Genomic DNA, 19,792 nt, shown 5'->3' on the forward strand with positions numbered 1-19,792 from the left:
GCCGATCATGTGACTGCCTCGTGTCTGAATCGTTGATGTGGCATGGGGCGGGGTGATCTGACGGATGCGGAGTGGGAACGACTGCGGCCGTTCCTGCCGGTCAGCAATGGACGTTGTGGCAGGTGGCGGGATCATCGACAGGTGATCGACGGGATCCTGCACCGCGTGCGCACCGGGGTGCAGTGGCGTGATCTGCCCGAACGGTTCGGACCGTGGAAGACCGTCTATGAACGCCACCGGCTATGGTCGGCCGACGGCACCTGGGAACGCCTGCTGCAGCAGGTCCAAGCCGCGGCCGACGCCGCGGGCGACATCGACTGGGACCTGGCGGTCGACTCGACCATCGTGCGCGCTCATCAGCACGCGGCCGGTGCTCGCACAGATCCGCCGCCGGCAGCCGCGTCAAAGGGGGCCGAAACAGCAGAACACCAGGACGAGCCTCCGTGGCAGAGCCTGCTCGCCCGGCTGGTGGAGGTGGTGCAGGAGGTGAGGGACTGGGCCGCTCGCGCGGCGGACTCACGAGCAAGCTCCACCTGAGCGCCGACGGCCGCTGCCGCCCGCTGTCCCTGATTGTCACCGGTGGACAGCGGGCGGACTGCACCCAGTTCCAGCCGGTGCTGGAGAAGATCCGCGTTCCACGGCCGGGGCCGGGCAGACCGCGCACAAAGCCCGACAGCCTCGCCGCTGACAAGGCCTACAGCAACGGGCCCTGCCGCGACTACCTGCGACGACGGGGCATCCGGCACATCATCCCGGAGAAGTCCGACAGTCAGGCCGCCCGCCTGCGTAAAGGCTCACGCGGCGGACGGCCACCCGGCTTCGACGAGGAACGGTACAAGAAGCGCAACACGGTCGAGCGGGCGATCAACAGGTTGAAGCAGTCCCGGGCCGTGGCCACTCGCTACGACAAACGCGGCTACGTCTTCCTCGGCACAGCCACCACAGCCGCGCTGGTCATTTGGCTTCGCACATGATCGCCCGGACAAGTCCTAGGCGTCCACCTAGTTGTCCGCACTACAGGAGCGGGCGGTCGTCGCGCGCTATCGTCATCCGGATGCGACAGTACGACCCGGACCTGACCCCGCCCTGGAAGCGGCAGCGGCCCGCCCCCGAGGTCCCCGCCGAACCGGACCTCGTCGTGGAGGAGGTCACCACCGGCTTCTGCGGCGCCGTGATCCGCTGCGAGAAGACCGCCGAGGGTCCCACGGTCACTCTGGAGGACCGCTTCGGCAAACATCGCGTCTTCCCCATGGAGCCGCGCGGTTTTCTGCTCGAAGGGCGTGCCGTCACCCTCGTACGCCCGCGCGCGGCGGCCCCCAGCGCGCCCCAGCGCACGGCCTCGGGGTCGATCGCCGTTCCGGGAGCGCGCGCGAGGGTCGCCCGTGCGGGGCGCATCTATGTCGAGGGGCGCCATGACGCGGAGCTGGTGGAGCGGGTCTGGGGCGACGATCTGCGTATCGAGGGCGTCGTCGTGGAGTACCTGGAGGGCGTCGACGACCTGCCCGCCATCGTCGATGACTTCGCCCCCGGCCCGGACGCCCGGCTCGGCGTCCTCGTCGATCATCTGGTGCCGGGCTCCAAGGAGTCCCGTATCGCCGCGCAGGTCACCGGCGAGCATGTGCTGGTCCTCGGCCACCCCTACATCGACATCTGGGAGGCCGTGAAGCCGTCCTCCGTCGGCATCCCGGCCTGGCCGACGGTGCCGCACGGCCAGGACTGGAAGAAGGGCGTCTGCCGCGCCCTGGGCTGGCCGGAGAACACCGGGGCCGCCTGGCAGCGGATCCTGTCCACGGTCCACACCTACAAGGACCTCCAGCCGGAGCTCCTGGGGCGGGTGGAGGAACTGATCGATCACGTCACCGCAGGGCGGTAGGTCAGTCCACCAGGTCCCGCACCACCGCGTCCGCCAGCAGCCGCCCGCGCAGCGTGAGCACGGCCTGTCCCCGTCCGTACGGCTCCGGGTCCAGCAGGCCGTCCTCCAGCGCCCGTGCCGCGGCCGCCGCCCCGGCCGGGCGCAGCAGCTCCAGCGGGCAGCCCTCGGCCAGCCGCAGCTCCAGCAGGATCCGCTCCACCCGGCGCTCCTCGGCGGTCAGCAGCTCCCGGCCCGCGCCGGGCGACCTGCCCTCGCCCAGGGCCTGCGCATACGCCCCGGGGTGCTTCACGTTCCACCACCGCACGCCGCCCACGTGGCTGTGCGCGCCGGGGCCGGCGCCCCACCAGTCGGCGCCGCGCCAGTACAGCTCGTTGTGCCGGCAGCGCCCGGCGGGCGAAGTGGCCCAGTTGGAGACCTCGTACCAGGTGAACCCGGCGGCCGAAAGGATCTCCTCGGCGATCAGATAGCGGTCCGCGTGCACATCGTCGTCGGTCATCGGGACCTCGCCGCGCCGGATCCGCCGCGCGAGCCGGGTGCCCTCCTCCACGATCAGCGCATACGCCGACACATGGTCCGGCCCCGCCCCGAGCGCCGCCTCCAGGGAGGCCCGCCAGTCCGCGTCGCTCTCCCCCGGCGTCCCGTAGATCAGGTCCAGGTTCACATGGTCGAACCCGGCCGCCCGCGCCTCGGCCACGCACGCCTCCGGCCGCCCCGGGGTATGCGTACGGTCCAGCACCTTCAGGACGGGCTGCCGGGCGCTCTGCATCCCGAAGGAGATCCGGTTGAACCCCGCCTCCCGCAGCTCCGCCAGATAGCGCGGATCGACCGACTCCGGATTCGCCTCGGTCGTGACCTCGACCCCCGCGGCCAGGCCGAACTCCTCCCGGATCGCCCCGAGCATCCGCCCGAGATCCGCCGCGGCGAGCAGGGTCGGGGTCCCGCCGCCGACGAAGACGGTCTCCACGGGCCGTGGGTCGTCGCCCAGCACCTTCCGCGCCAGCCGCACCTCCTCGACGACCTGCTCGGCGTAGTTGTCCCGCGAGGCGAGCACACCGCCGGAGCCGCGCAGCTCACTGGCGGTGTAGGTGTTGAAGTCGCAGTAGCCGCAGCGGGTGGCGCAGTACGGCACATGCAGATAGAACCCCAGCGGCCGCCGCTCCGCCCCCGCCAAAGCGGTCGCGGGCAGTGCGCCGTCCTCGGGCATGGGCTCACCATCTGGCAGTACGGAAGGCATGCCCCCATTGTCCGTCACGGCCCGCGCCGCCGGGACCACGATGCGCGGGGCCCCAGAGCCTGGAGCCCGGGGCCCCCGCCTGGGCCCGTCCGGCGGAACGTCGCCGGACTGGGCATCGACGGACAGGGCCTCGCCGGAGCGGGCCTCGCCGGAGCGGGCCTAGACCACCTTGAGGACCAGCATCGCCAGGTCGTCGTCCGGTGGCTCCGCCGCGAACTCGTCCACCGCCTGCCGCACCCGCTCCGCGACCTCCCGCGCGCTCAGCCCCGCGCACAGCGCGAACGCCGCCGCCAGGCCGTCCTCGTCGTCGAACTGCCGGTCGCCGGATCGGTGCTCCGTCACCCCGTCCGTCACACAGAGCAGCGTTTCCCCGGGCGCCAGATCGAACGATTCACTCTCGTACGTCACATCGTCCACAACGCCCAGCAGTATCTGCGGCGCCGCGACGGTCCGCACCTCGCCTTCGGGCCGCAGCACCAGCGGCAGCGGATGCCCCGCGCTGGCCAGCGTGCAGCGCACCCCCTGGCCCTCGCCCAGCGGCTCCAGCTCCCCGTACAGCAGCGACAGGAACCGCGCGACCCCGCCGCCCGCCGGGAGCCCCGTGCCGACCAGGCCGCCGTCCATCAGCTCCATGACCCCGGCGGGGCCTCCCACGGCCTCCACACCGGCCGCCACGGCCTCCGCGGCGCCCTCGACCGCCTGCTCCACCGCCTCCTCGCCCAGGAGCTGGTTGAGCCGGTCCAGGACCTCTCCCACGCCGTATCCCTCGCGGGCGAGCAGCCGCAGCCAGGGCCGGACGAGGCCGGTCACCACGGCCGCCTCCGGGCCGTTTCCGCAGACGTCGCCCAGGACGAAGCACCAGCGGCCGTCACCGGCCGGGAAGACGTCGTAGAAGTCGCCTCCGGCCGAGATGTCGCCGGTGGGCTCGTACACGACCGCCGACTCGACACCGGGGATGCGCGGGATGACGGACGGCAGCAGCCCGCGCTGCAGCACCCGGCTGATGGTCGCCTGCCGGGTGTAGCGGCGGGCGGAGGCGAGCGCCAGGGCGACGCGGCGGGCGAAGTCCTCGACCAGACCGACCGCTTCGGCCGGCATCCGCACCAGCCCGGCGCGCCCGAGCAGCAGCGTGCCGAGCGCGCGGCCGCCCGCGACCAGCCGGCAGGCGAGGGCCGCGCCGCCGGGCCCGTACGCGGCGGGGTCGGCCGGCCAGGGCCACTCCACGGCGCTGCCGCGGACGGCCGCGGGCACCTGGGGCGGCTCCTTCTCCAGCACCCGCCGCAGGCCCTCGATACGCCCCTCGCTGGCGTGCCAGACCCGGGCCAGCCGGGGCGGGCCGCTCGTGGAGTCGAGCCAGATCGCGCACCAGTCGGCGAGCCGGGGCACCAGGAGCTGTCCGGCGAGCGAGGTCACCATGTCCTCGTCGAACTGCCCGGCCAGCAGGTCGGACGCCTCGGCGAGGAAGGAGAGCGCGCCGCGCTGGATCCAGTCGGGGTCGAGGCGGACGGGGGCGCGGCCCGGCGCGGGCGCGACGATCTCGACGGCCTCCTTACGGCCTTCACGAACGACTCCCGCGCCCTCGGGGACGGAGCCCAAACCCTCGCGGACGGCCCCCGCCCCGAACCCGCCCTCGGGCTCGGCCACGGTGCCGGTCGCCGGGTCCATGGCTGCCGCGGCGTCCATGAAACCCGAGCCCATGGCGCCCGCCCCCGCGGCGGCCGCGCCCGAGGGCGCCACCGCCATCTGGAACCACACCGACTTGGTCGCCCGCCGGTAGGTCGTCCCCCAGGACTCGGCGATCTCGGCCACCAGCCGCAGCCCGTGGCCACCGGCGTACTCCGGCCGCTCGTCCGGATCCGGCGGATCGCCGCGCACCACCCGGGTGGGATGGTGGTCGGTCACCTCCACGACCAGGGACGGCGGTTCGCCCTCGCGGTCCGACACATCAAGCGCACAGCTCACCTCGACGGCGGTGCCGGCGTGCACCACCGCGTTGGTGACCAGCTCGCTCACCAGCAGTATGGCCTCGTCCGCGACCCGGTCGGTGACCCGGTCGGCGGCCGGGACCTCGAGCGCGGCCCAGTCGGCGAGGGCGGTGCGGACGAACCGGCGGGCGGCCGAGGCCGCGAGCGGAGTGCAGGGCAGGCTGACGCGTGCCGAGGCACTGGTACGAACGGGGCCGACCCCACCCCCGACCGGTAGTACAACCCCACCGCCCTCAACCGACCCACCAGAAGTGGCAGAAGATGACGTCCCCACTGTGCGGCTCCTGAAGAAGCTCCGTCATAACGCCGTATCCGTAACCGTATCCGGCACGGACAGAGTGACAGACGGACCGCCCTCATATGCACCTGGTTACGCAAGTGAACCGCGATAAGGGGAAAATTCATGTGTCCGGCGGGCCGGTCGACCTGAAATCCGGTGCGGGGTCGTATCCTTGCCCGTTAAACCTCCCGCGTTCCCGTGTACATGTCCTCGATCAGGGCCTTGTACTCACGCTCGACCACCGGCCGCTTCAGCTTCAGACTGGGCGTCAACTCCCCGTGTTCCACGTCGAGATCGCGCGGCAGCAGCCGGAACTTCTTGATCGTCTGCCAGCGCTGCAGCCCCTCGTTGAGCCGGAGCACGTAGCTCTCGATCAGCTTCCGCGTCTCATCGGTGGCCACGACTTCCGCGTAGGACTTGCCCCCCAGGCCGTGCTCGGCCGCCCACTTCATGATCGTCGGCTCGTCGAGGGCGATCAGCGCGGTGCAGTAATTACGGTCGGCGCCGTGCACCAGGATGTTGGAGACGAACGGGCACACCGCCTTGAACTGGCCCTCGACCTCCGCCGGGGCGACGTACTTGCCGCCCGAGGTCTTGATCAGGTCCTTCTTGCGGTCGGTAATCCGCAGATAGCCGTCGGGGGACAGCTCGCCGATGTCTCCGGTGTGGAACCAGCCGTCGGACTCCAGCACCTGCTCGGTCAGCTCCGGCAGCCCGTGGTAGCCCTGCATGATGCCGGGTCCGCGCAGCAGCACCTCGCCGTCGTCGGCGAACCGCACCTCCAGGCCGGGGAACGCCTTGCCGACCGTGCCCGTGCGGTAGTCCGCAGGGTTGAGGAAACTGGCGGCGCTGGACTCGGTCAGGCCGTAGCCCTCCAGGATGTTGATCCCGGCGCCCGCGAAGAAGTAACCGATGTCGGGCGCGAGCGCGGCGGAGCCGGACACCGCGGCCCGCAGCCGGCCGCCGAACGCCTCGCGCAGCTTGCCGTAGACCAGCTTGTCGGCCACCGCGTGCTGGGCCTTGAGGGCGAAGGGCACGGAGGCGGTGCCGGTGCGGCGGAAGGCGTCCTGCGAGGTCCTGGCGTAATCCCGGGAGATCTCGACCGCCCACTGGAAGATCTTGTACTTGGCCCCGCCGCCCTCGCGCGCCCGCTGGGCCACCCCGTTGTAGACCTTCTCGAAGATCCGCGGCACGGCACACATATAGGTCGGCCGGACCACCGGCAGATTGTCGATGATCCTGTCGACCCGGCCGTCCACCGCCGTGGTGTGGCCGACGTAGATCTGCCCCGCCGTCAGCACCTTACCGAAGACATGCGCGAGCGGCAGCCACAGGTACTGCACATCGTCGGGGTAGAGCAGCCCGTCCTGGGTGCCGATCACAATGGCCATGTACGACCAGGAGTCATGCGCCAGCCGTACGCCCTTGGGGCGCCCGGTGGTACCGGAGGTGTAGATGAGCGTCGCAAGCTGATCGCCGCGCAGGGCGTCCATCCGATCCCGTACGGCGCCCGGCTCGCGCTCCAGCCGGGCCGCGCCCCGCTTCTCCAGCTCGGCGAGCGAGAGCACCCAGCCCTCGGGGTCGTCCGCGGCGGGGATCGCGTCCCCGGCCTCGATCACCACCACATGGGCCAGCTCGGGGAGTTCATCGCGCTGCGCCCGCACCTTGGCGAGCTGTGTCGCGTCCTCGGCGATCAGCACCCGACTGCCGGAGTCGGAGAGGATGAAGGAGGTCTCGTCGGCGTTGGTGGTCGGGTAGACCGTGGTGGTGGCCGCGCCCGCGCACAGCACGCCCAGGTCGGCCAGGATCCACTCGACGCGGGTCGAGGAGGCCAGCGCCACCCGCTCCTCGGGGCGGATGCCCAGTTCGATCAGCCCGGCGGCGATGGCGAAGACCCGATCCGCGCTTTCCCGCCAGGTCAGCGGCCGCCAGTCGTCGGGGCCGGTGCCCGAGGCAGGAGGCACCGGATAGCGGTACGCCTCCCCGTCCGGTGTCGCCTCGACGCGCTGGAGGAAGTGCGTCGCCAAGGACGGCGGCCGGTTCTCGAGCAAGATCTGTGTGTCGGTCACGGCATCCTCCGGGGCCCGCCTCATTGCTTGGTGACTCGCGAGTAACCTTCGAGTGATGATCAGAGTAGGGGCCGAATCCTTACCGCGTAAGGGGTGAGCGTCACGTTGTTCTCACGAGATGCCCAAGAGGTTCCCCCGCACACAGCAGGCCCGGCGCATCCATCACGCCAGGCCCGCTGACCACACTCGTTCCGTGGGCTGCCCCCTCACCCTTGCCAGGGCTCCGCGCCCGCCCGGGGCGGCCCTACTTCTTCGCCTTGGCGTCCTTACCGTCGGAGTCGGAGGACAGCACCGCGATGAAGGCCTCCTGCGGGACCTCCACGTTGCCGACCATCTTCATCCGCTTCTTGCCTTCCTTCTGCTTCTCCAGCAGCTTCCGCTTACGGGAGATGTCACCGCCGTAGCACTTGGCGAGGACGTCCTTACGGATGGCACGGACCGTCTCACGGGCGATGACCCGGGAGCCGATGGCCGCCTGGATGGGCACCTCGAAGTTCTGCCGCGGGATGAGCTCGCGCAGCTTGGCGACCAGCCGGACGCCGTACGCGTACGCCTTGTCCTTGTGGGTGATCGCCGAGAACGCGTCCACCTTGTCGCCGTGCAGCAGGATGTCGACCTTGACCAGCTCCGAGGTCTGCTCACCGGTGGGCTCGTAGTCCAGCGAGGCATAGCCGCGGGTCTTGGACTTGAGCTGGTCGAAGAAGTCGAAGACGACCTCGGCCAGCGGCAGGGTGTAGCGGATCTCGACCCGGTCCTCGGAGAGGTAGTCCATGCCGAGCAGCACCCCGCGGCGGTTCTGGCACAGCTCCATGATCGCGCCGATGAACTCGCTCGGGGCGAGGATCGTGCCCCGGACGACCGGCTCGTGCACCGTGTCGATCTTGCCCACGGGGAACTCGCTGGGGTTGGTCACCGTGTGCTCGCTGCCGTCCTCCATCTCCACCCGGTAGACCACGTTGGGTGCGGTGGCGATCAGGTCGAGATTGAATTCGCGCTCCAGGCGCTCACGGACGACCTCCAGGTGCAGCAGCCCGAGGAAGCCGACGCGGAAGCCGAAGCCGAGGGCGGCCGAGGTCTCCGGTTCGTAGACCAGCGCGGCATCGTTGAGCTGCAGCTTGTCCAGGGCCTCGCGCAGCTCCGGGTAGTCGGAGCCGTCCAGCGGATACAGCCCCGAGAACACCATCGGCTTCGGGTCCTTGTAACCGCCCAGAGCCTCCTGCGCACCGCGGGTGACCTGGGTGATCGTGTCCCCGACCTTGGACTGGCGGACATCCTTCACACCGGTGATCAGATAGCCCACCTCGCCCACGGAGAGCCCGTCGGCGGGGGTCATCTCCGGGGAGTTGGTGCCGATCTCCAGTAGCTCATGGGCGGCGCCGGTGGACATCATCTTGATCCGCTCGCGCTTGCTGAGCGTGCCGTCGACGACCTTCACATAGGTCACGACGCCCCGGTAGGCGTCATAGACGGAGTCGAAGATCATCGCGCGGGCGGGGGCGTCATAAACGCCCACCGGGGGCGGAACGAGCTCGACGACCCGGTCCAGCAGCTCGGCCACGCCCTCACCGGTCTTCGCGGAGACCCTGAGCACGTCGGAGGTGTCGCAGCCGATGAGATGCGCCAGCTCGGCGGCGTACTTCTCGGGCTGGGCGGCGGGCAGGTCGATCTTGTTGAGGACCGGGATGATCGTGAGGTCGTTCTCCATCGCCAGATAGAGGTTGGCGAGGGTCTGGGCCTCGATGCCCTGGGCCGCGTCGACCAGCAGGAGGCAGCCCTCACAGGCAGCGAGGGAGCGCGAGACCTCATAGGTGAAGTCCACATGGCCGGGGGTGTCGATCATGTTGAGGATGTGGGTGGCCGGCTCGCCGCCCTCGTCCTTCGTCGGCGCCCAGGGCAGCCGGACCGCCTGGGACTTGATCGTGATGCCGCGCTCGCGCTCGATGTCCATGCGGTCGAGGTACTGCGCGCGCATCTGCCGCTGATCAACCACACCGGTCAGCTGGAGCATGCGGTCGGCGAGCGTCGACTTGCCGTGGTCGATGTGCGCGATGATGCAGAAGTTACGGATCAGAGCCGGATCGGTACGGCTAGGCTCCGGCACATTGGTAGGGGTCGCGGGCACGCAGGGTCCTGTGTCTAGGCGGGACTCGGTGTTATCGGTATGGGTCAGTCCCGTCCATGGTCCCATGAATGGCGACCTCTTCCGGGTTTGGGACGCCATGGACCCTGCTGGTAACCTGGCCGACTGTGTCTCGTGCCCCTCGCTGACGGACACCTCCATGGACTCTCATGGACACCTCCGCGGGCACGGACGCACACCGAAGCAAGCGAAACCCAACGAACCTGCGAAGGCTTTCTACGTGGCGAACATCAAGTCCCAGATCAAGCGGAACAAGACGAACGAGAAGGCGCGCCAGCGCAACAAGGCGGTCAAGTCCGAGCTGAAGACCGCCATCCGCCGCACCCGCGAGGCCGTGGCCGCCGGTGACGCCGAGAAGGCCACCGAAGCCGCCCGCGCCGCCGGGCGCAAGCTCGACAAGGCCGTCAGCAAGGGTGTTCTGCACAAGAACAACGCCGCCAACAAGAAGTCGGCGATCGCCCAGCAGGTCGCCGGTCTCAAGGGCTGACACCCTCCCGGCCGATCTCGAAGGCTGACCCTTCCGGGGCACACCGCCCCACCCCGCCGCCGTTTGGGCACAGCGGTCCCTCTCACCCGCTCCGACCGGCAGCCGAGAGCTTCTTCAGCTCTCTCAGCGGCACCGCGCCGCACGCGGCCTGCGTTCGCCACGCGGGTGCGGCGCACTCGATCGACGCGAAGGCCCCGCGCCTGTCCTTTCCCCAAGGACAGCGCGGGGCTTTCGCGCTTAATTCGGGTATGTTCACGTCATGTCGACACCGGGGGAAACACCCAATCCGTACGGCCCGCCGCAGCCGCCCCAACCCCCTCAGCCCCCTCAGCCACCTCAGCAGAGCTCGCCGCAGGGCCCTCCGCAGAGTGCGTCGCCGAGCCCGCCGGAGATTCTGTCTCAGGGGCCCCACGGGTCACCGCAGGGGCCGCCGCAGAGCCCGCCGCCCGGCCCGTACGGTCAGGTGCCGCCCCAGCCTCAGCCGCCCCAGCACTCTCCGTACGCGTACGCCCAGCCGACGATGCCGTCCATCCCCCTGGGCGGTGGGTACGGGCCGATGGGCATGCCACCCGGGGCTCCGCCCACGGGCTCCGGAGGCGGGGGCGGCGGCAAGGGCTGGCTGTGGGGGCTGGGCGGGGCCGTCGTCGCCTCGGCGGTCTGGGCCGGGGTGCTGTTCGCCACGGGAGGGTTCGAAGACGGGACGAAGGCCGATCTCGCGGGCTACCGCTATCGGACCAATCTGTGCACCCCGACGGATACCCAGCCCTTCGAGGACGCCGGGTACGAGCAGAAGGACCAGAGCGGGTCGTCGTCGACATCGACGTCGAACCCGCAGCACAGCAGCTCCGAGAACGCCGCGCTGGACTCGATGACCTGCAATATCGACTTCGAGCCGAGCGGCTCGAGCAGCAGCGACTACTCCTCGGTCTGGCTCTACACCACGGCGTCGCTGCACAAGAAGACCAACCCCGGGCCGGAGTTCGAGGCCCAGTACCGGTCGTACGAGGACCAGAAGACGTCCGCCTACAGCTACGAGGTGAGCCCGGTCAGCGGGCTGGGCGACGAAGCGTATGTGGTGAAGCAGAAAAACAGCAGCAGCTCCAACACCGGCGCCTATGTGATCCTCGCCGTGCGGGACGGCTGGATGACCTATCAGTCGACCTGGTCGCAGTATGTGTCGTCCTCGTCCAGCGGCTCGGCCAAGACGCCCGAGGAAGCCACCGAGCTGCTCAAGAAGAGCGCCGAGTCGACGCTGGAGAAGATGAAGGCGTAACTCGCGGGGCCGAGCCGGGGCCGCCGCTCCGATCGGATGCGGAGGGCCGATCCCGGGCCGCCGCTCGGATCGGATGCGGATTGCCGCAGGCGGCCCCTCGGCCAGGGCCTACGGCTGACCTCGGCCCGCCCGGGCGGCGCGGACGATCGTGACGACCGCCTTCTCCAGGGCATACGCCGGATCGTCTCCGCCGCCCTTGACCCCCGCGTCGGCCTCGGCGACGGCGCGCAGCGCGACCGCCACTCCATCCGCCGACCAGCCGCGCATCTGCTGCCGCACCCGGTCTATCTTCCACGGCGGCATGCCCAGCTCACGGGCGAGATCGCCGGGGCGGGCGTTGCGCGGCGCCGAGGCCAGCTTGCCGATCGCGCGCACGCCCTGGGCCAGGGCGCTGGTGATCAGCACCGGCGGCACCCCGGTGGAGACCGCCCAGCGCAGCGCCTCCAGCGCCTCGGCCGCACGGCCCTCGACCGCGCGGTCGGCGACGGTGAAGCTGGACGCCTCGGCGCGGCCGGTGTAGTAGCGGGCGACGATGGCCTCGTCGATCGTGCCCTCGACATCGGCCACGAGCTGGGAGACCGCGCTGGCCAGCTCGCGCAGATCGCTCCCGATGGCGTCGACCAGAGCCTGGCATGCCTCGGGGGTGGCGGACCGGCCGGTGGCGCGGAACTCCGAGCGCACGAACGCCAGTCGGTCGGCGGGCTTGGTCATCTTGGGGCAGGCGACCTCGCGCGCCCCGGCCTTACGGGCGGCGTCGAGCAGCCCCTTGCCCTTGGCCGCGCCCGCGTGCAGCAGCACCAGCGTGATCTCCTCGGCGGGGGCGCCGAGATAGCCCTTCACGTCCTTGATCGTGTCGGCCGACAGATCCTGTGCGTTCCGCACCACGACCACCTTGCGCTCGGCGAAGAGCGAGGGGCTGGTGAGCTCGGCGAGGGTGCCGGGCTGGAGCGCGTCGGGCATCAGGTCGCGCACATCGGTGTCGGGGTCGGCCGCGCGGGCAGCCGCCACCACCTGCTGCACGGCGCGGTCGAGCAGCAGCTCCTCCTGGCCCACGGCGAGCGTCACGGGGGCGAGCGGATCGTCGGTCGTCGTCTTCCTGGCCATCGCGGTCCAGCATCCCACGGACCACCGACAACCCCGCCGCGTACTGCCGTCCGGATGTCCGACAATGTTCCGGTGATCGATGAAGGACCGACCGGCGCCCGGCACATCCTGGTGCTGCCCGACCGCGACGCCGCGGAGGAGGTGGCCGAGGCTCTGCCGGAGCGCTTCGGCATCGCCCAGGAGCCCCAGTTGGTGCGGGAAGCGCTGGCGGGCGAGGACGACGCCGAGGACGCCCAGTGGCTGGTGGTGATCGAGGACCCGGCCAAGCGCCTGGACCCGGCGGCGCTGGACGCGCTCGCGGACGAGTACGACGGCTGGCTGGAGGCCGAATAGCCTGGCCCCTGGCCAGGGTCATGGCTCATCGTGGTCACTGAAGGTCGTCGTTGAAGGCGGTCGCTGAAGGCGGTCGCTGAAGAGGGGGCTCCGAGGATGAGTGGGACTGTGACGGCAGTCAGCAGCAATGGCGAGTACTCGTTCACCAAGCCGAACCGGGACGGCATCACACTGCTCGCCGGCCTCGGTGTCGAGGGCGACGTCCATGCCGGCGTGACGGTCAAGCACCGCTCACGCGTCGCCCAGGACCCCACCCAGCCGAACCTGCGCCAAGTCCACCTCATCCATGAAGAGCTCTTCGCCGAGGTCGGTGCCGAGGGATTCAAGGTTTTGCCCGGTGACCTCGGCGAGAACATCACCACCCGTGGCATCGATCTGCTCGGCCTGCCGGTCGGCACGCTGCTGCGCATCGGCGATGACGCGGTGCTGGAGGTGACCGGCCTCCGCAATCCCTGTCTGCAGATCGACACCTTCCGGAACGGGCTCCTGAAGCGGGTCGTCGGCCGCGATGAGGCCGGGAACATCGTGCGCAAGGCCGGAATCATGAGCATCGTGAAGGAAGGCGGCACGGTGCGCCCGGGCGACACGGTCACAGCAGAGCTCCCCACCGGCCCCCACCACCCCCTGGACCGGGTCTGACGGCTTCCCGGCGGGGCGGGATCGTCCGGGGCACATTCTTCCGGAGGCGTCCGTTCCGGAGGCGTCTGCTCCGGAGGCGTCTGCTCCGGAGGCGTCTGCTCCGGAGGCGTCTGCTCCGGAGGCGTCTGCTCCGGAGGCGTCTGCTCCGGAGGCACTCAAATTCCCGTGCGCGACATCCGGCCGGGCCCCACACTGCGCGCATGGAGGAAGCCTCCGGCCCCGGGGCCGTCACGCCCGCACCGCAGTCGAGTGAGCTACTGGGGCATCCGCCCGATGCGCGGCTGCTGATCGTCAACTGCGATGACTTCGGCATGTATCCGGCGATCAACGCCGCGGTGATCGAGTCGATCGAAGAGGGCATCGCCAGTTCATGCAGTCTGATGGTCCCGTGTCCCGCGGCGCCGCAGGCCATGAAACTGCTCGGCCGACGGCCGCGGATCCCGTTCGGAATCCATCTCACCCTGGTGTGCGAGATGCCCGACTACCGATGGGGGCCGATCGCCGCCAGGGAACGAGTTCCCTCAGTGCTGGACCCCGAGGGTGAACTGTTCCCACCGACGCTCGCCGGACGGGCGGCCCTGCTCGGCCAGGCCCGGCTCGATGAGATCGAGTTCGAGTTCCGCGCCCAGATCAATGCCGTCGCCGACGCCGGGCTCACGCCGACCCATCTGGACTTCCACTGCCTGGCCGATGGCGGCCGCGAAGACATCCTCGACCTGACGGTAGGGCTGGCCGCGGAGTACGGCCTCGCGGTCCGGGTCTGGCTCGAACCCGCGCGCCAGAGGATGCGGCACCGGGGGCTGCCGGTCACCGATAACGACTTCCTGGACAGCTTCTCGCTCGCCATCGAGGGAAAGGCGGCCCGATACGTTCAGATGCTGCGCGACCTGCCTGCCGGGCTCAATGAATGGGCGGTGCACCCGAGTGTGGGAAACCAGGATTCGCAGGCCGTCGACGATGGCTGGCGCGTGCGCCGGACGGACTACGAGTTCCTGATATCGCCTCAGGCCCGTGAAATTCTCCAACAGGAGGACATCTTTGTAATCGACTACCGGACGATCCAACGCGTCTGGGGCATGACTCTGACGCCGGAGAAGCCCGCTACGACCTTCATTCGTCCTGCGCCAGGGCCTTGACGAGTTCTTTCGCGAGAGGGCCCGAAGAAGCCGGATTCTGCCCGGTGAAGAGGTTGCGGTCCACGACCGTATAGGGCTCCCAGGCGGGACCCCGCGAGTATTGGGTGGGCAGCGTCTTCAGCTCGTCCTCCAGCAGCCACTCGGCTTTGTCGGCGAGACCGACGTCGGCCTCCTCTTCATTGCAGAAACCCGTCAGACGGTAGTCGGCGAACGGTGTGTCGCCGTTCGCGTCACGGGTGGCGAGGAGAGCGGCGGGACTTTCGTATTTCCTCCCCGCTTCCGGCTTCATCTCAGCCGAAGCGGCGAGGTCAGTCGCCGAGGACCCGCTCCCACAGCAGCCCGTCCCGCCAGCTCCCGTCGAGAAAGATCGAGGAGTGCGCGACGCCGTACGGACTGAACCCGTTGCGGCGCAGCACCCGCTGCGACGGCAGATTCTCCAGATTGGTGGACGCCTCGGCGCGGTGCAACCCGAGTTCGTCCGTCATCACCCGCAGTACAAGCCCGACGGCGTGCCCGGCGTGCCCTTGATTCTGGGCGACGCTGGCGATCCAATATCCGACCGAGCCACGACGCAGGTGCGGCTGCGGCAGGATGCCTCCGACGGTGACCTGCCCGATCACCTCGTCGTCGGCGAGCACCACGCCCGGCCAGACCGAGCCGGCTCGGTATCCGGCCAGCAGGCTGTCGATCCGCTCCGCCTGGCCCTCCGGGGTCAAGAAGTCGGCCGGCTGGGCCGGTTCCCACGGCCGGAAAGCCTCGAAGTCCCGCACCCGATGCGCGGCTATCGGGCCGGCGTCGGTGGGCTCGATCAGGCGGATTCTGGTGCTGCTGCGCATGGGCTGATCCTCGTCGCGGTGCGTCGGATGAGACGGCCAGCCTATGCAAGGGTCCCCGCGCCGCCGCGCCCTACGCTCGCCGGAGGATCGAGTTGATCGCGCAGCTTGTGTTCTCGATGCCCTGCACGCAGAAAGTGCCTTCCGCTTAGACCGACAGAACCCCTTGAAAAGGTTCATCGTCCCAGCTCAGAAGGAACTTTCGTATTTCCTTCCCGCTTGCGGCCTCATCTCAAACGAAACGGTGAGGCTAAGCTCTCGCCGTGGACGACACGACACCTGGCATGCGCGTCAGGCCGGGCGGCCTGGCCGACGCGCCGGCCATCCTGGACATGCTCGACTCCGCGGTGGCCTGGATGAACGGTCGCGGCAACACCGAGCAGTGGGGCACGACGCCGTATTCGCAGAAGACCGGCGGGGTGGCGCGGGTCGAGCGGTACACGACCGAGAATGCCCCGTATATCGCGGAGTTGGACGGAACGCCCGTCGGGGCCATGGTGCTGGACTCCGGGCCCAGCCCGCAGGTGCCGATCGCACCGGCCAAGGAACCCGAGCGGTACGTCCGGATGCTGGTCTCCGACCGACGACACGCCGGCCTGGGCATCGGGGCGGCGCTGCTGGCACACGCCGTCGAGGAGACCCGGCGGGCCGGCGTGGGGCTGCTGCGGGTCGACTGCTGGGCGGGCGGCGGGGGCGAACTGGTCGCGTTCTACGAGCGCAACGGTTTCACCGCCACCGACCGCTTCCTGTCCGGGGCCTGGCCCGGACAGGTGCTGGCCCGGCGGGTCGACTGACGGCACGGGCAGGCAGAGCGGGGCAGGGCAGCGCGCCACAGTGGCATCACATGGCACCACGTGGCACCACCAGAGGCACCAGAGCACCCGAGGCGCCGCATGGCGCCGCATGGCGCCGCATTGATGCAATTCGGCACCAACACGTTTCCGCAGACCAGAGCCACCTGACGCACCCCGGGCCACGGCCGCACCCCTTACGGCCTTGCGCGTGGCGCCATTGTGGTGCCACTATGGCGTCATGGACCTCACGCCGTATGTCGACAACCTCCGCCGCGAACTCGCGGTGGCCGCCGAAGCCGGCGGCGAAGAAGCCCGCGAGCTGGCCGACCGGCTCACCGCTCCCCTGGAGTCGGCGACCCGGCTGACGATGCTCAATGTGCTCTCCGCCGCGATGGACGAGATCACCCGTGAACTCGCCCCCGGCTCGGTCGACGTACGGCTACGCGGGCTCGACCCCGACTTCGTGGTGACACGGCCGGCAGGCGGCGAGGCGTACGAGGACAAGAGCGGACCCGCCGAGCCGCTCAAGGCACCGGCCCCGGTACCCGCCGACGGCGACGACGGCGGCGGCACCGCCCGCGTCAATCTGCGCCTGCCCGCCCACCTCAAGGCGCGCGCCGAGGAGGCCGCGAACCGCGAGGGCCTGTCGGTCAACGCATGGCTGGTACGAGCCGTGTCGGCCGCGGTCGACGGCGGCGCCCCGTCACGTACGACGGAGCAGCCGCGCACCACCCGCACCGTCGGACAGAGCTTCACGGGCTGGGTGCGCTGACCGCGCCCCGGCTACGCCACCTCACCCACCCCACCTCACCCACACCACGTCCCACCAGCAGGGACGCCACGACGACCCAAGAGGACGGGACAGCCATGCCTTCTTTCGACGCTCCTTTCGACACTCCCGAACCGATCTCGGTCACCGCCCACGTGGAGGCCGGATCCATCCGGTTCATCGCCGCCGACCGGCTCGACACCCTCGTCGACGTGCGGCCCCGCGACCCGAAGAAGGACCAGGACGTACGGGCGGCCGATCAGTCCGAAGTGCGGTACGCGAGTGGCCTGTTGACCATCAGGACGCCCAAGCAGCGCTATCTCATCGGGCGCACCGGCACCGTCGATGTGACGGTCGAACTGCCCACCGGCTCGCAGGTGGAGATGACCGGCGCCTGGGCCCAGGTGCACGGCGAGGGGCGGCTCGGCGAGGTCCGGGTGAAGACCTCGTCGGGCGATGTGCGCCTCGACACCACCGGGCCGCTGCACCTGATCGCGTCCCACGGCACCATCACCGTGGACCGCGTCGAGGGGCCCGCCGAGATCACCACGAGCTCCGGCAGCCTGCGCGTCGGTGCCATCGACGGCGCGGCCGTCCTGAAGAACTCCCACGGCACCACGACCGTCGGCGACGCCCTGGGCGATCTGCGGGTGAGCGGCGCCAACGGCGACATCTTCATCGAGCACGCCGAGGGCTCGGTCACCGCCACCACCGCCCACGGCGCCGTCCGTCTCGACGAAGTCGCGCGCGGCACGGTCCAGTTGGAGACCTCCTACGGCGCCATCGATGTCGGCATCCGCGAGGGCACGGCCGCCTGGCTCGACGTCAGCTCGAGCGCCGGACAGGTGATCAACGCGCTCACCGCGTCCGAGAGCCCGGACAAGTCCGAGGACACCGCCGAGGTCAGGGCCCGTACCCGCTTCGGCAACATCAACATCCGCCGCGCCCGGGCCTGATCCGCTCCATCTCCCGGTAACCAAGATCACTTCACCGCTCACCACGCCTTCGAAGGGGAGGGCCCCGTGCCTTCATCTGTCATGCCCACGTCCAGGCACGGCGGCCAGCAGCCGCCTGCCGTCTCCACCGCAGATCTGCGCAAGTCGTACGGCGACAAGACCGTCCTCGACGGCATCGATCTGCGCATCCCGTCCGGCTCCGTGTTCGCGCTGCTCGGGCCGAACGGCGCCGGAAAGACCACCACCGTGCGGATCCTGTCCACGCTGATCGCGGCCGACGGCGGCCAGGCCCAGGTCGCGGGCCACGACGTCGCCACCTCACCGGAAGGGGTGCGCGCCGCGATCGGCGTCACCGGGCAGTTCGCCGCACTCGACGACCTGCTCACCGCCGAGGAGAACGTGCTCCTCATGGCCGACCTGCTGCGCCTCGGCAAGCGCGAAGGACGCAGGCGGGCCAAGGAACTGCTGGAGCGGTTCGACATCGCGGACGTCGCGCACAAGCGCGCCGCGTTCTTCTCCGGCGGTATGCGGCGCCGGCTCGACCTCGCCATGACGCTGGTCGGCGACCCGCAGGTGATCTTCCTCGACGAGCCGACGACCGGGCTGGACCCGCGCAGCCGCCGCACCATGTGGGAGACCGTGCGCTCACTGGTCGCCAGTGGTGTCACCGTCTTCCTCACCACCCAATACCTGGAAGAGGCCGACCAGTTGGCCGACCGGATCGCCGTGCTCGACGGCGGCCGGATCGTCGCCGAGGGCACCGCCGACGAGCTCAAGGCGCAGATCCCCGGCAGCCATGTACGCCTGCGGTTCACCGACCCCGACGAGTACGAGCGCGCGGCCGCCGCCTTCCCCGACGCAGCCCGGGACGATGAGCAGCTCGCCCTGCGCGTCGCGGGCAACGGCGATCTCGACTCGCTGCGCGCCCTGTTCGACCGGCTCGACGCCGCCCGTATCCGCGCCGTCGACTTCTCCGTGCACACCCCCGACCTCGACGACGTGTTCCTCGCCCTGACCGGCGACGGCAGCACCAACACCGCGCGCCACGTGAAGGAGACCCTGCGATGAGCACGCTCACCTACGCCGTGCACGACTCGATGACGATGCTGCGGCGCAATATCAAGCACGCGCTGCGCTATCCAGGCGTCTCGCTGGGCGCCTCCATGATGCCCATCATGATGCTGCTGCTGTTCGTGTACGCCTTCGGCGACTCGATCGGCGCCGGCATAGGCGGCGGCCGGGACGCGTATCTGAACTATCTGACGCCCGGCATCATCATCATGGGGGTGGCTTCCGGCTCGATGTCGACCTCGGTCGCGGTCTGCACCGACATGACCGAGGGCATCATCAACCGCTTCCGCACCATGAACATCACGCGCTCGTCGTTCATGACGGGCCATGTCGTCGGCAGCGTCCTCACGACGATGGTGAGCCTGGTCCTGGTGGTGGGCGTCGCCCTCGCCATCGGCTTCCGGCCGAACGCCAACCCGCTGGAGTGGCTGGCCGTCGCCGGTCTCCTCACAGCCATCGCGTTCGCCGTGACGTGGCTGTCGTGCGCGCTCGGCCTGATCTCCAAGACGGTGGAGTCCGCGAGCAACAAGCCGCTGCTGGTCCAGTTCCTGCCGTTTCTCGGCTCGGCGTTCGTACCGGCCGAGTCGATGTCCCCGGGCCTGCGCTGGTTCGCCGAGTACCAGCCGTTCACACCGATGACCGAGACACTGCGCGGTCTGCTCTCCGGCTCGGAGATCGGCAACGACGGCTGGATCTCGCTCGCCTGGTGCGCCGGTATCGCCCTGGTCGGCTACGTCTGGTCGCGCTCGCTCTTCAACAGCAACACCACGCGCTGAACACCGGAACACACCCGGGCGGGGGGCCCACTCACCGGCA

19 protein-coding genes and 1 pseudogene are annotated in these 19,792 nt (G+C 70.0%); 12 read left to right on the forward strand and 8 right to left on the reverse strand.

Translation table 11 applies throughout. From position 1 onward, the window contains the following. Window positions 1-42 precede the first annotated feature (42 nt). Both STRVI_RS49290 and STRVI_RS36795 read left to right on the forward strand, forming a co-directional pair. Window positions 43-974 (forward strand): IS5 family transposase gene (locus tag STRVI_RS49290; protein WP_435532578.1). Its coding sequence is split into 2 segments (ribosomal slippage): window positions 43-420 and window positions 423-974, totalling 930 coding nucleotides; the frame shifts between segments, so codons are not numbered across the junction. 80 nt (window positions 975-1,054) lie between these two features. Beyond that, a complete protein-coding gene (locus STRVI_RS36795; RefSeq protein WP_014060645.1) occupies window positions 1,055-1,873 on the forward strand; it encodes a DUF3097 domain-containing protein in 819 nt (272 codons plus the stop codon). A 1-nt stretch (window position 1,874) separates the two neighbouring features. Here STRVI_RS36795 and hemW read toward each other — a convergent pair whose 3' ends face one another. The 4 genes from hemW to lepA all read right to left on the reverse strand — a co-directional run bounded on the left by hemW (window position 1,875) and on the right by lepA (window position 9,563). After that, window positions 1,875-3,107, reverse strand: a complete 1,233-nt coding sequence (hemW, locus tag STRVI_RS36800; RefSeq protein ID WP_014060646.1) for a radical SAM family heme chaperone HemW — start codon at window positions 3,105-3,107, stop codon at window positions 1,875-1,877. 159 nt (window positions 3,108-3,266) lie between these two features. Then, window positions 3,267-5,366: an ATP-binding SpoIIE family protein phosphatase gene (locus tag STRVI_RS36805; RefSeq protein WP_014060647.1), complete on the reverse strand. Its 2,100-nt coding sequence runs from the start codon at window positions 5,364-5,366 to the stop codon at window positions 3,267-3,269. Between the two features lie 185 nt (window positions 5,367-5,551). Further along, entirely contained in the window at window positions 5,552-7,441 is a 1,890-nt protein-coding gene (locus STRVI_RS36810) for an AMP-dependent synthetase/ligase (protein WP_014060648.1), read from the reverse strand. A gap of 244 nt (window positions 7,442-7,685) precedes the next feature. Then, window positions 7,686-9,563 (reverse strand): translation elongation factor 4, encoded by a 1,878-nt coding sequence (lepA, locus tag STRVI_RS36815; protein WP_014060649.1) that lies wholly within the window; start codon window positions 9,561-9,563, stop codon window positions 7,686-7,688. A gap of 238 nt (window positions 9,564-9,801) precedes the next feature. On the opposite strand from lepA, the gene rpsT reads away from it, so the two are divergent. Both rpsT and STRVI_RS36825 read left to right on the forward strand, forming a co-directional pair. Further along, window positions 9,802-10,068 (forward strand): 30S ribosomal protein S20, encoded by a 267-nt coding sequence (rpsT, locus tag STRVI_RS36820; RefSeq protein WP_043237112.1) that lies wholly within the window; start codon window positions 9,802-9,804, stop codon window positions 10,066-10,068. A gap of 520 nt (window positions 10,069-10,588) precedes the next feature. Further along, a complete protein-coding gene (locus STRVI_RS36825) occupies window positions 10,589-11,341 on the forward strand; it encodes a hypothetical protein (protein WP_014060651.1) in 753 nt (250 codons plus the stop codon). A 108-nt stretch (window positions 11,342-11,449) separates the two neighbouring features. Here the strand turns inward: STRVI_RS36825 and holA are convergent, their stop codons facing one another. Further along, window positions 11,450-12,445 (reverse strand): DNA polymerase III subunit delta, encoded by a 996-nt coding sequence (holA, locus tag STRVI_RS36830; RefSeq protein ID WP_014060652.1) that lies wholly within the window; start codon window positions 12,443-12,445, stop codon window positions 11,450-11,452. 54 nt (window positions 12,446-12,499) lie between these two features. Here holA and STRVI_RS36835 point away from each other — a divergent pair, with 54 nt between their 5' ends. Together STRVI_RS36835 and STRVI_RS36840 are read left to right on the forward strand one after the other, a co-directional pair. Beyond that, a complete protein-coding gene (locus STRVI_RS36835; RefSeq protein ID WP_014060653.1) occupies window positions 12,500-12,778 on the forward strand; it encodes a hypothetical protein in 279 nt (92 codons plus the stop codon). Window positions 12,779-12,874: 96 nt separating this feature from the next. After that, the gene (locus STRVI_RS36840) at window positions 12,875-13,417 is read left to right on the forward strand and encodes an MOSC domain-containing protein (RefSeq protein WP_014060654.1); all 543 of its coding nucleotides are present in this window, start codon (window positions 12,875-12,877) and stop codon (window positions 13,415-13,417) included. A 60-nt stretch (window positions 13,418-13,477) separates the two neighbouring features. On the opposite strand, the pseudogene STRVI_RS56245 reads toward STRVI_RS36840, so the two are convergent. After that, window positions 13,478-13,576 (reverse strand): annotated as a pseudogene (locus tag STRVI_RS56245) (pentapeptide repeat-containing protein); the annotation flags it as partial. Window positions 13,577-13,617: 41 nt separating this feature from the next. Here STRVI_RS56245 and STRVI_RS36845 point away from each other — a divergent pair. Then, entirely contained in the window at window positions 13,618-14,553 is a 936-nt protein-coding gene (locus STRVI_RS36845; protein ID WP_014060655.1) for a polysaccharide deacetylase family protein, read from the forward strand. Here the strand turns inward: STRVI_RS36845 and STRVI_RS36850 are convergent. Together STRVI_RS36850 and STRVI_RS36855 are read right to left on the reverse strand one after the other, a co-directional pair. Continuing rightward, the gene (locus STRVI_RS36850; protein WP_208949200.1) at window positions 14,528-14,842 is read right to left on the reverse strand and encodes a hypothetical protein; all 315 of its coding nucleotides are present in this window, start codon (window positions 14,840-14,842) and stop codon (window positions 14,528-14,530) included. The two genes, STRVI_RS36845 and STRVI_RS36850, sit on opposite strands and share 26 nt — an antisense overlap. 19 nt (window positions 14,843-14,861) lie before the next feature. Beyond that, the gene (locus tag STRVI_RS36855; protein WP_014060656.1) at window positions 14,862-15,389 is read right to left on the reverse strand and encodes a GNAT family N-acetyltransferase; all 528 of its coding nucleotides are present in this window, start codon (window positions 15,387-15,389) and stop codon (window positions 14,862-14,864) included. A gap of 281 nt (window positions 15,390-15,670) precedes the next feature. On the opposite strand from STRVI_RS36855, the gene STRVI_RS36860 reads away from it, so the two are divergent. The 5 genes from STRVI_RS36860 (at window position 15,671) to STRVI_RS36880 (ending at window position 19,752) form a co-directional block, all read left to right on the forward strand. Then, window positions 15,671-16,180, forward strand: a complete 510-nt coding sequence (locus STRVI_RS36860; protein ID WP_014060657.1) for a GNAT family N-acetyltransferase — start codon at window positions 15,671-15,673, stop codon at window positions 16,178-16,180. Between the two features lie 238 nt (window positions 16,181-16,418). After that, the gene (locus STRVI_RS36865; protein ID WP_014060658.1) at window positions 16,419-16,952 is read left to right on the forward strand and encodes a toxin-antitoxin system HicB family antitoxin; all 534 of its coding nucleotides are present in this window, start codon (window positions 16,419-16,421) and stop codon (window positions 16,950-16,952) included. Window positions 16,953-17,047: 95 nt separating this feature from the next. Next, a complete protein-coding gene (locus STRVI_RS36870; protein ID WP_014060659.1) occupies window positions 17,048-17,905 on the forward strand; it encodes a DUF4097 family beta strand repeat-containing protein in 858 nt (285 codons plus the stop codon). A gap of 81 nt (window positions 17,906-17,986) precedes the next feature. Then, window positions 17,987-18,973, forward strand: a complete 987-nt coding sequence (locus STRVI_RS36875) for a daunorubicin resistance protein DrrA family ABC transporter ATP-binding protein (RefSeq protein ID WP_043237121.1) — start codon at window positions 17,987-17,989, stop codon at window positions 18,971-18,973. Then, window positions 18,970-19,752 (forward strand): ABC transporter permease, encoded by a 783-nt coding sequence (locus STRVI_RS36880; protein WP_014060661.1) that lies wholly within the window; start codon window positions 18,970-18,972, stop codon window positions 19,750-19,752. The genes STRVI_RS36875 and STRVI_RS36880 overlap by 4 nt, the downstream gene beginning before the upstream one ends. The last annotated feature ends 40 nt before the right edge of the window (window positions 19,753-19,792 follow it).

Source organism: Streptomyces violaceusniger Tu 4113 (assembly GCF_000147815.2).
GTDB lineage: Bacteria > Actinomycetota > Actinomycetes > Streptomycetales > Streptomycetaceae > Streptomyces > Streptomyces violaceusniger_A.

Coding starts and splice junctions, on each gene's coding strand:
- STRVI_RS36795 (WP_014060645.1), top strand. CDS start 1,055: ATGCGACAGTACGACCCGGACCTGACCCCGCCCTGGAAGCGGCAGCGG.
- hemW (WP_014060646.1), bottom strand. CDS start 3,107: ATGCCTTCCGTACTGCCAGATGGTGAGCCCATGCCCGAGGACGGCGCA.
- STRVI_RS36825 (WP_014060651.1), top strand. CDS start 10,589: ATGCCGTCCATCCCCCTGGGCGGTGGGTACGGGCCGATGGGCATGCCA.
- holA (WP_014060652.1), bottom strand. CDS start 12,445: ATGGCCAGGAAGACGACGACCGACGATCCGCTCGCCCCCGTGACGCTC.
- STRVI_RS36835 (WP_014060653.1), top strand. CDS start 12,500: ATGTCCGACAATGTTCCGGTGATCGATGAAGGACCGACCGGCGCCCGG.
- STRVI_RS36840 (WP_014060654.1), top strand. CDS start 12,875: ATGAGTGGGACTGTGACGGCAGTCAGCAGCAATGGCGAGTACTCGTTC.
- STRVI_RS36845 (WP_014060655.1), top strand. CDS start 13,618: ATGGAGGAAGCCTCCGGCCCCGGGGCCGTCACGCCCGCACCGCAGTCG.
- STRVI_RS36850 (WP_208949200.1), bottom strand. CDS start 14,842: ATGAAGCCGGAAGCGGGGAGGAAATACGAAAGTCCCGCCGCTCTCCTC.
- STRVI_RS36855 (WP_014060656.1), bottom strand. CDS start 15,389: ATGCGCAGCAGCACCAGAATCCGCCTGATCGAGCCCACCGACGCCGGC.
- STRVI_RS36860 (WP_014060657.1), top strand. CDS start 15,671: ATGCGCGTCAGGCCGGGCGGCCTGGCCGACGCGCCGGCCATCCTGGAC.
- STRVI_RS36865 (WP_014060658.1), top strand. CDS start 16,419: ATGGACCTCACGCCGTATGTCGACAACCTCCGCCGCGAACTCGCGGTG.
- STRVI_RS36870 (WP_014060659.1), top strand. CDS start 17,048: ATGCCTTCTTTCGACGCTCCTTTCGACACTCCCGAACCGATCTCGGTC.
- STRVI_RS36875 (WP_043237121.1), top strand. CDS start 17,987: ATGCCCACGTCCAGGCACGGCGGCCAGCAGCCGCCTGCCGTCTCCACC.
- STRVI_RS36880 (WP_014060661.1), top strand. CDS start 18,970: ATGAGCACGCTCACCTACGCCGTGCACGACTCGATGACGATGCTGCGG.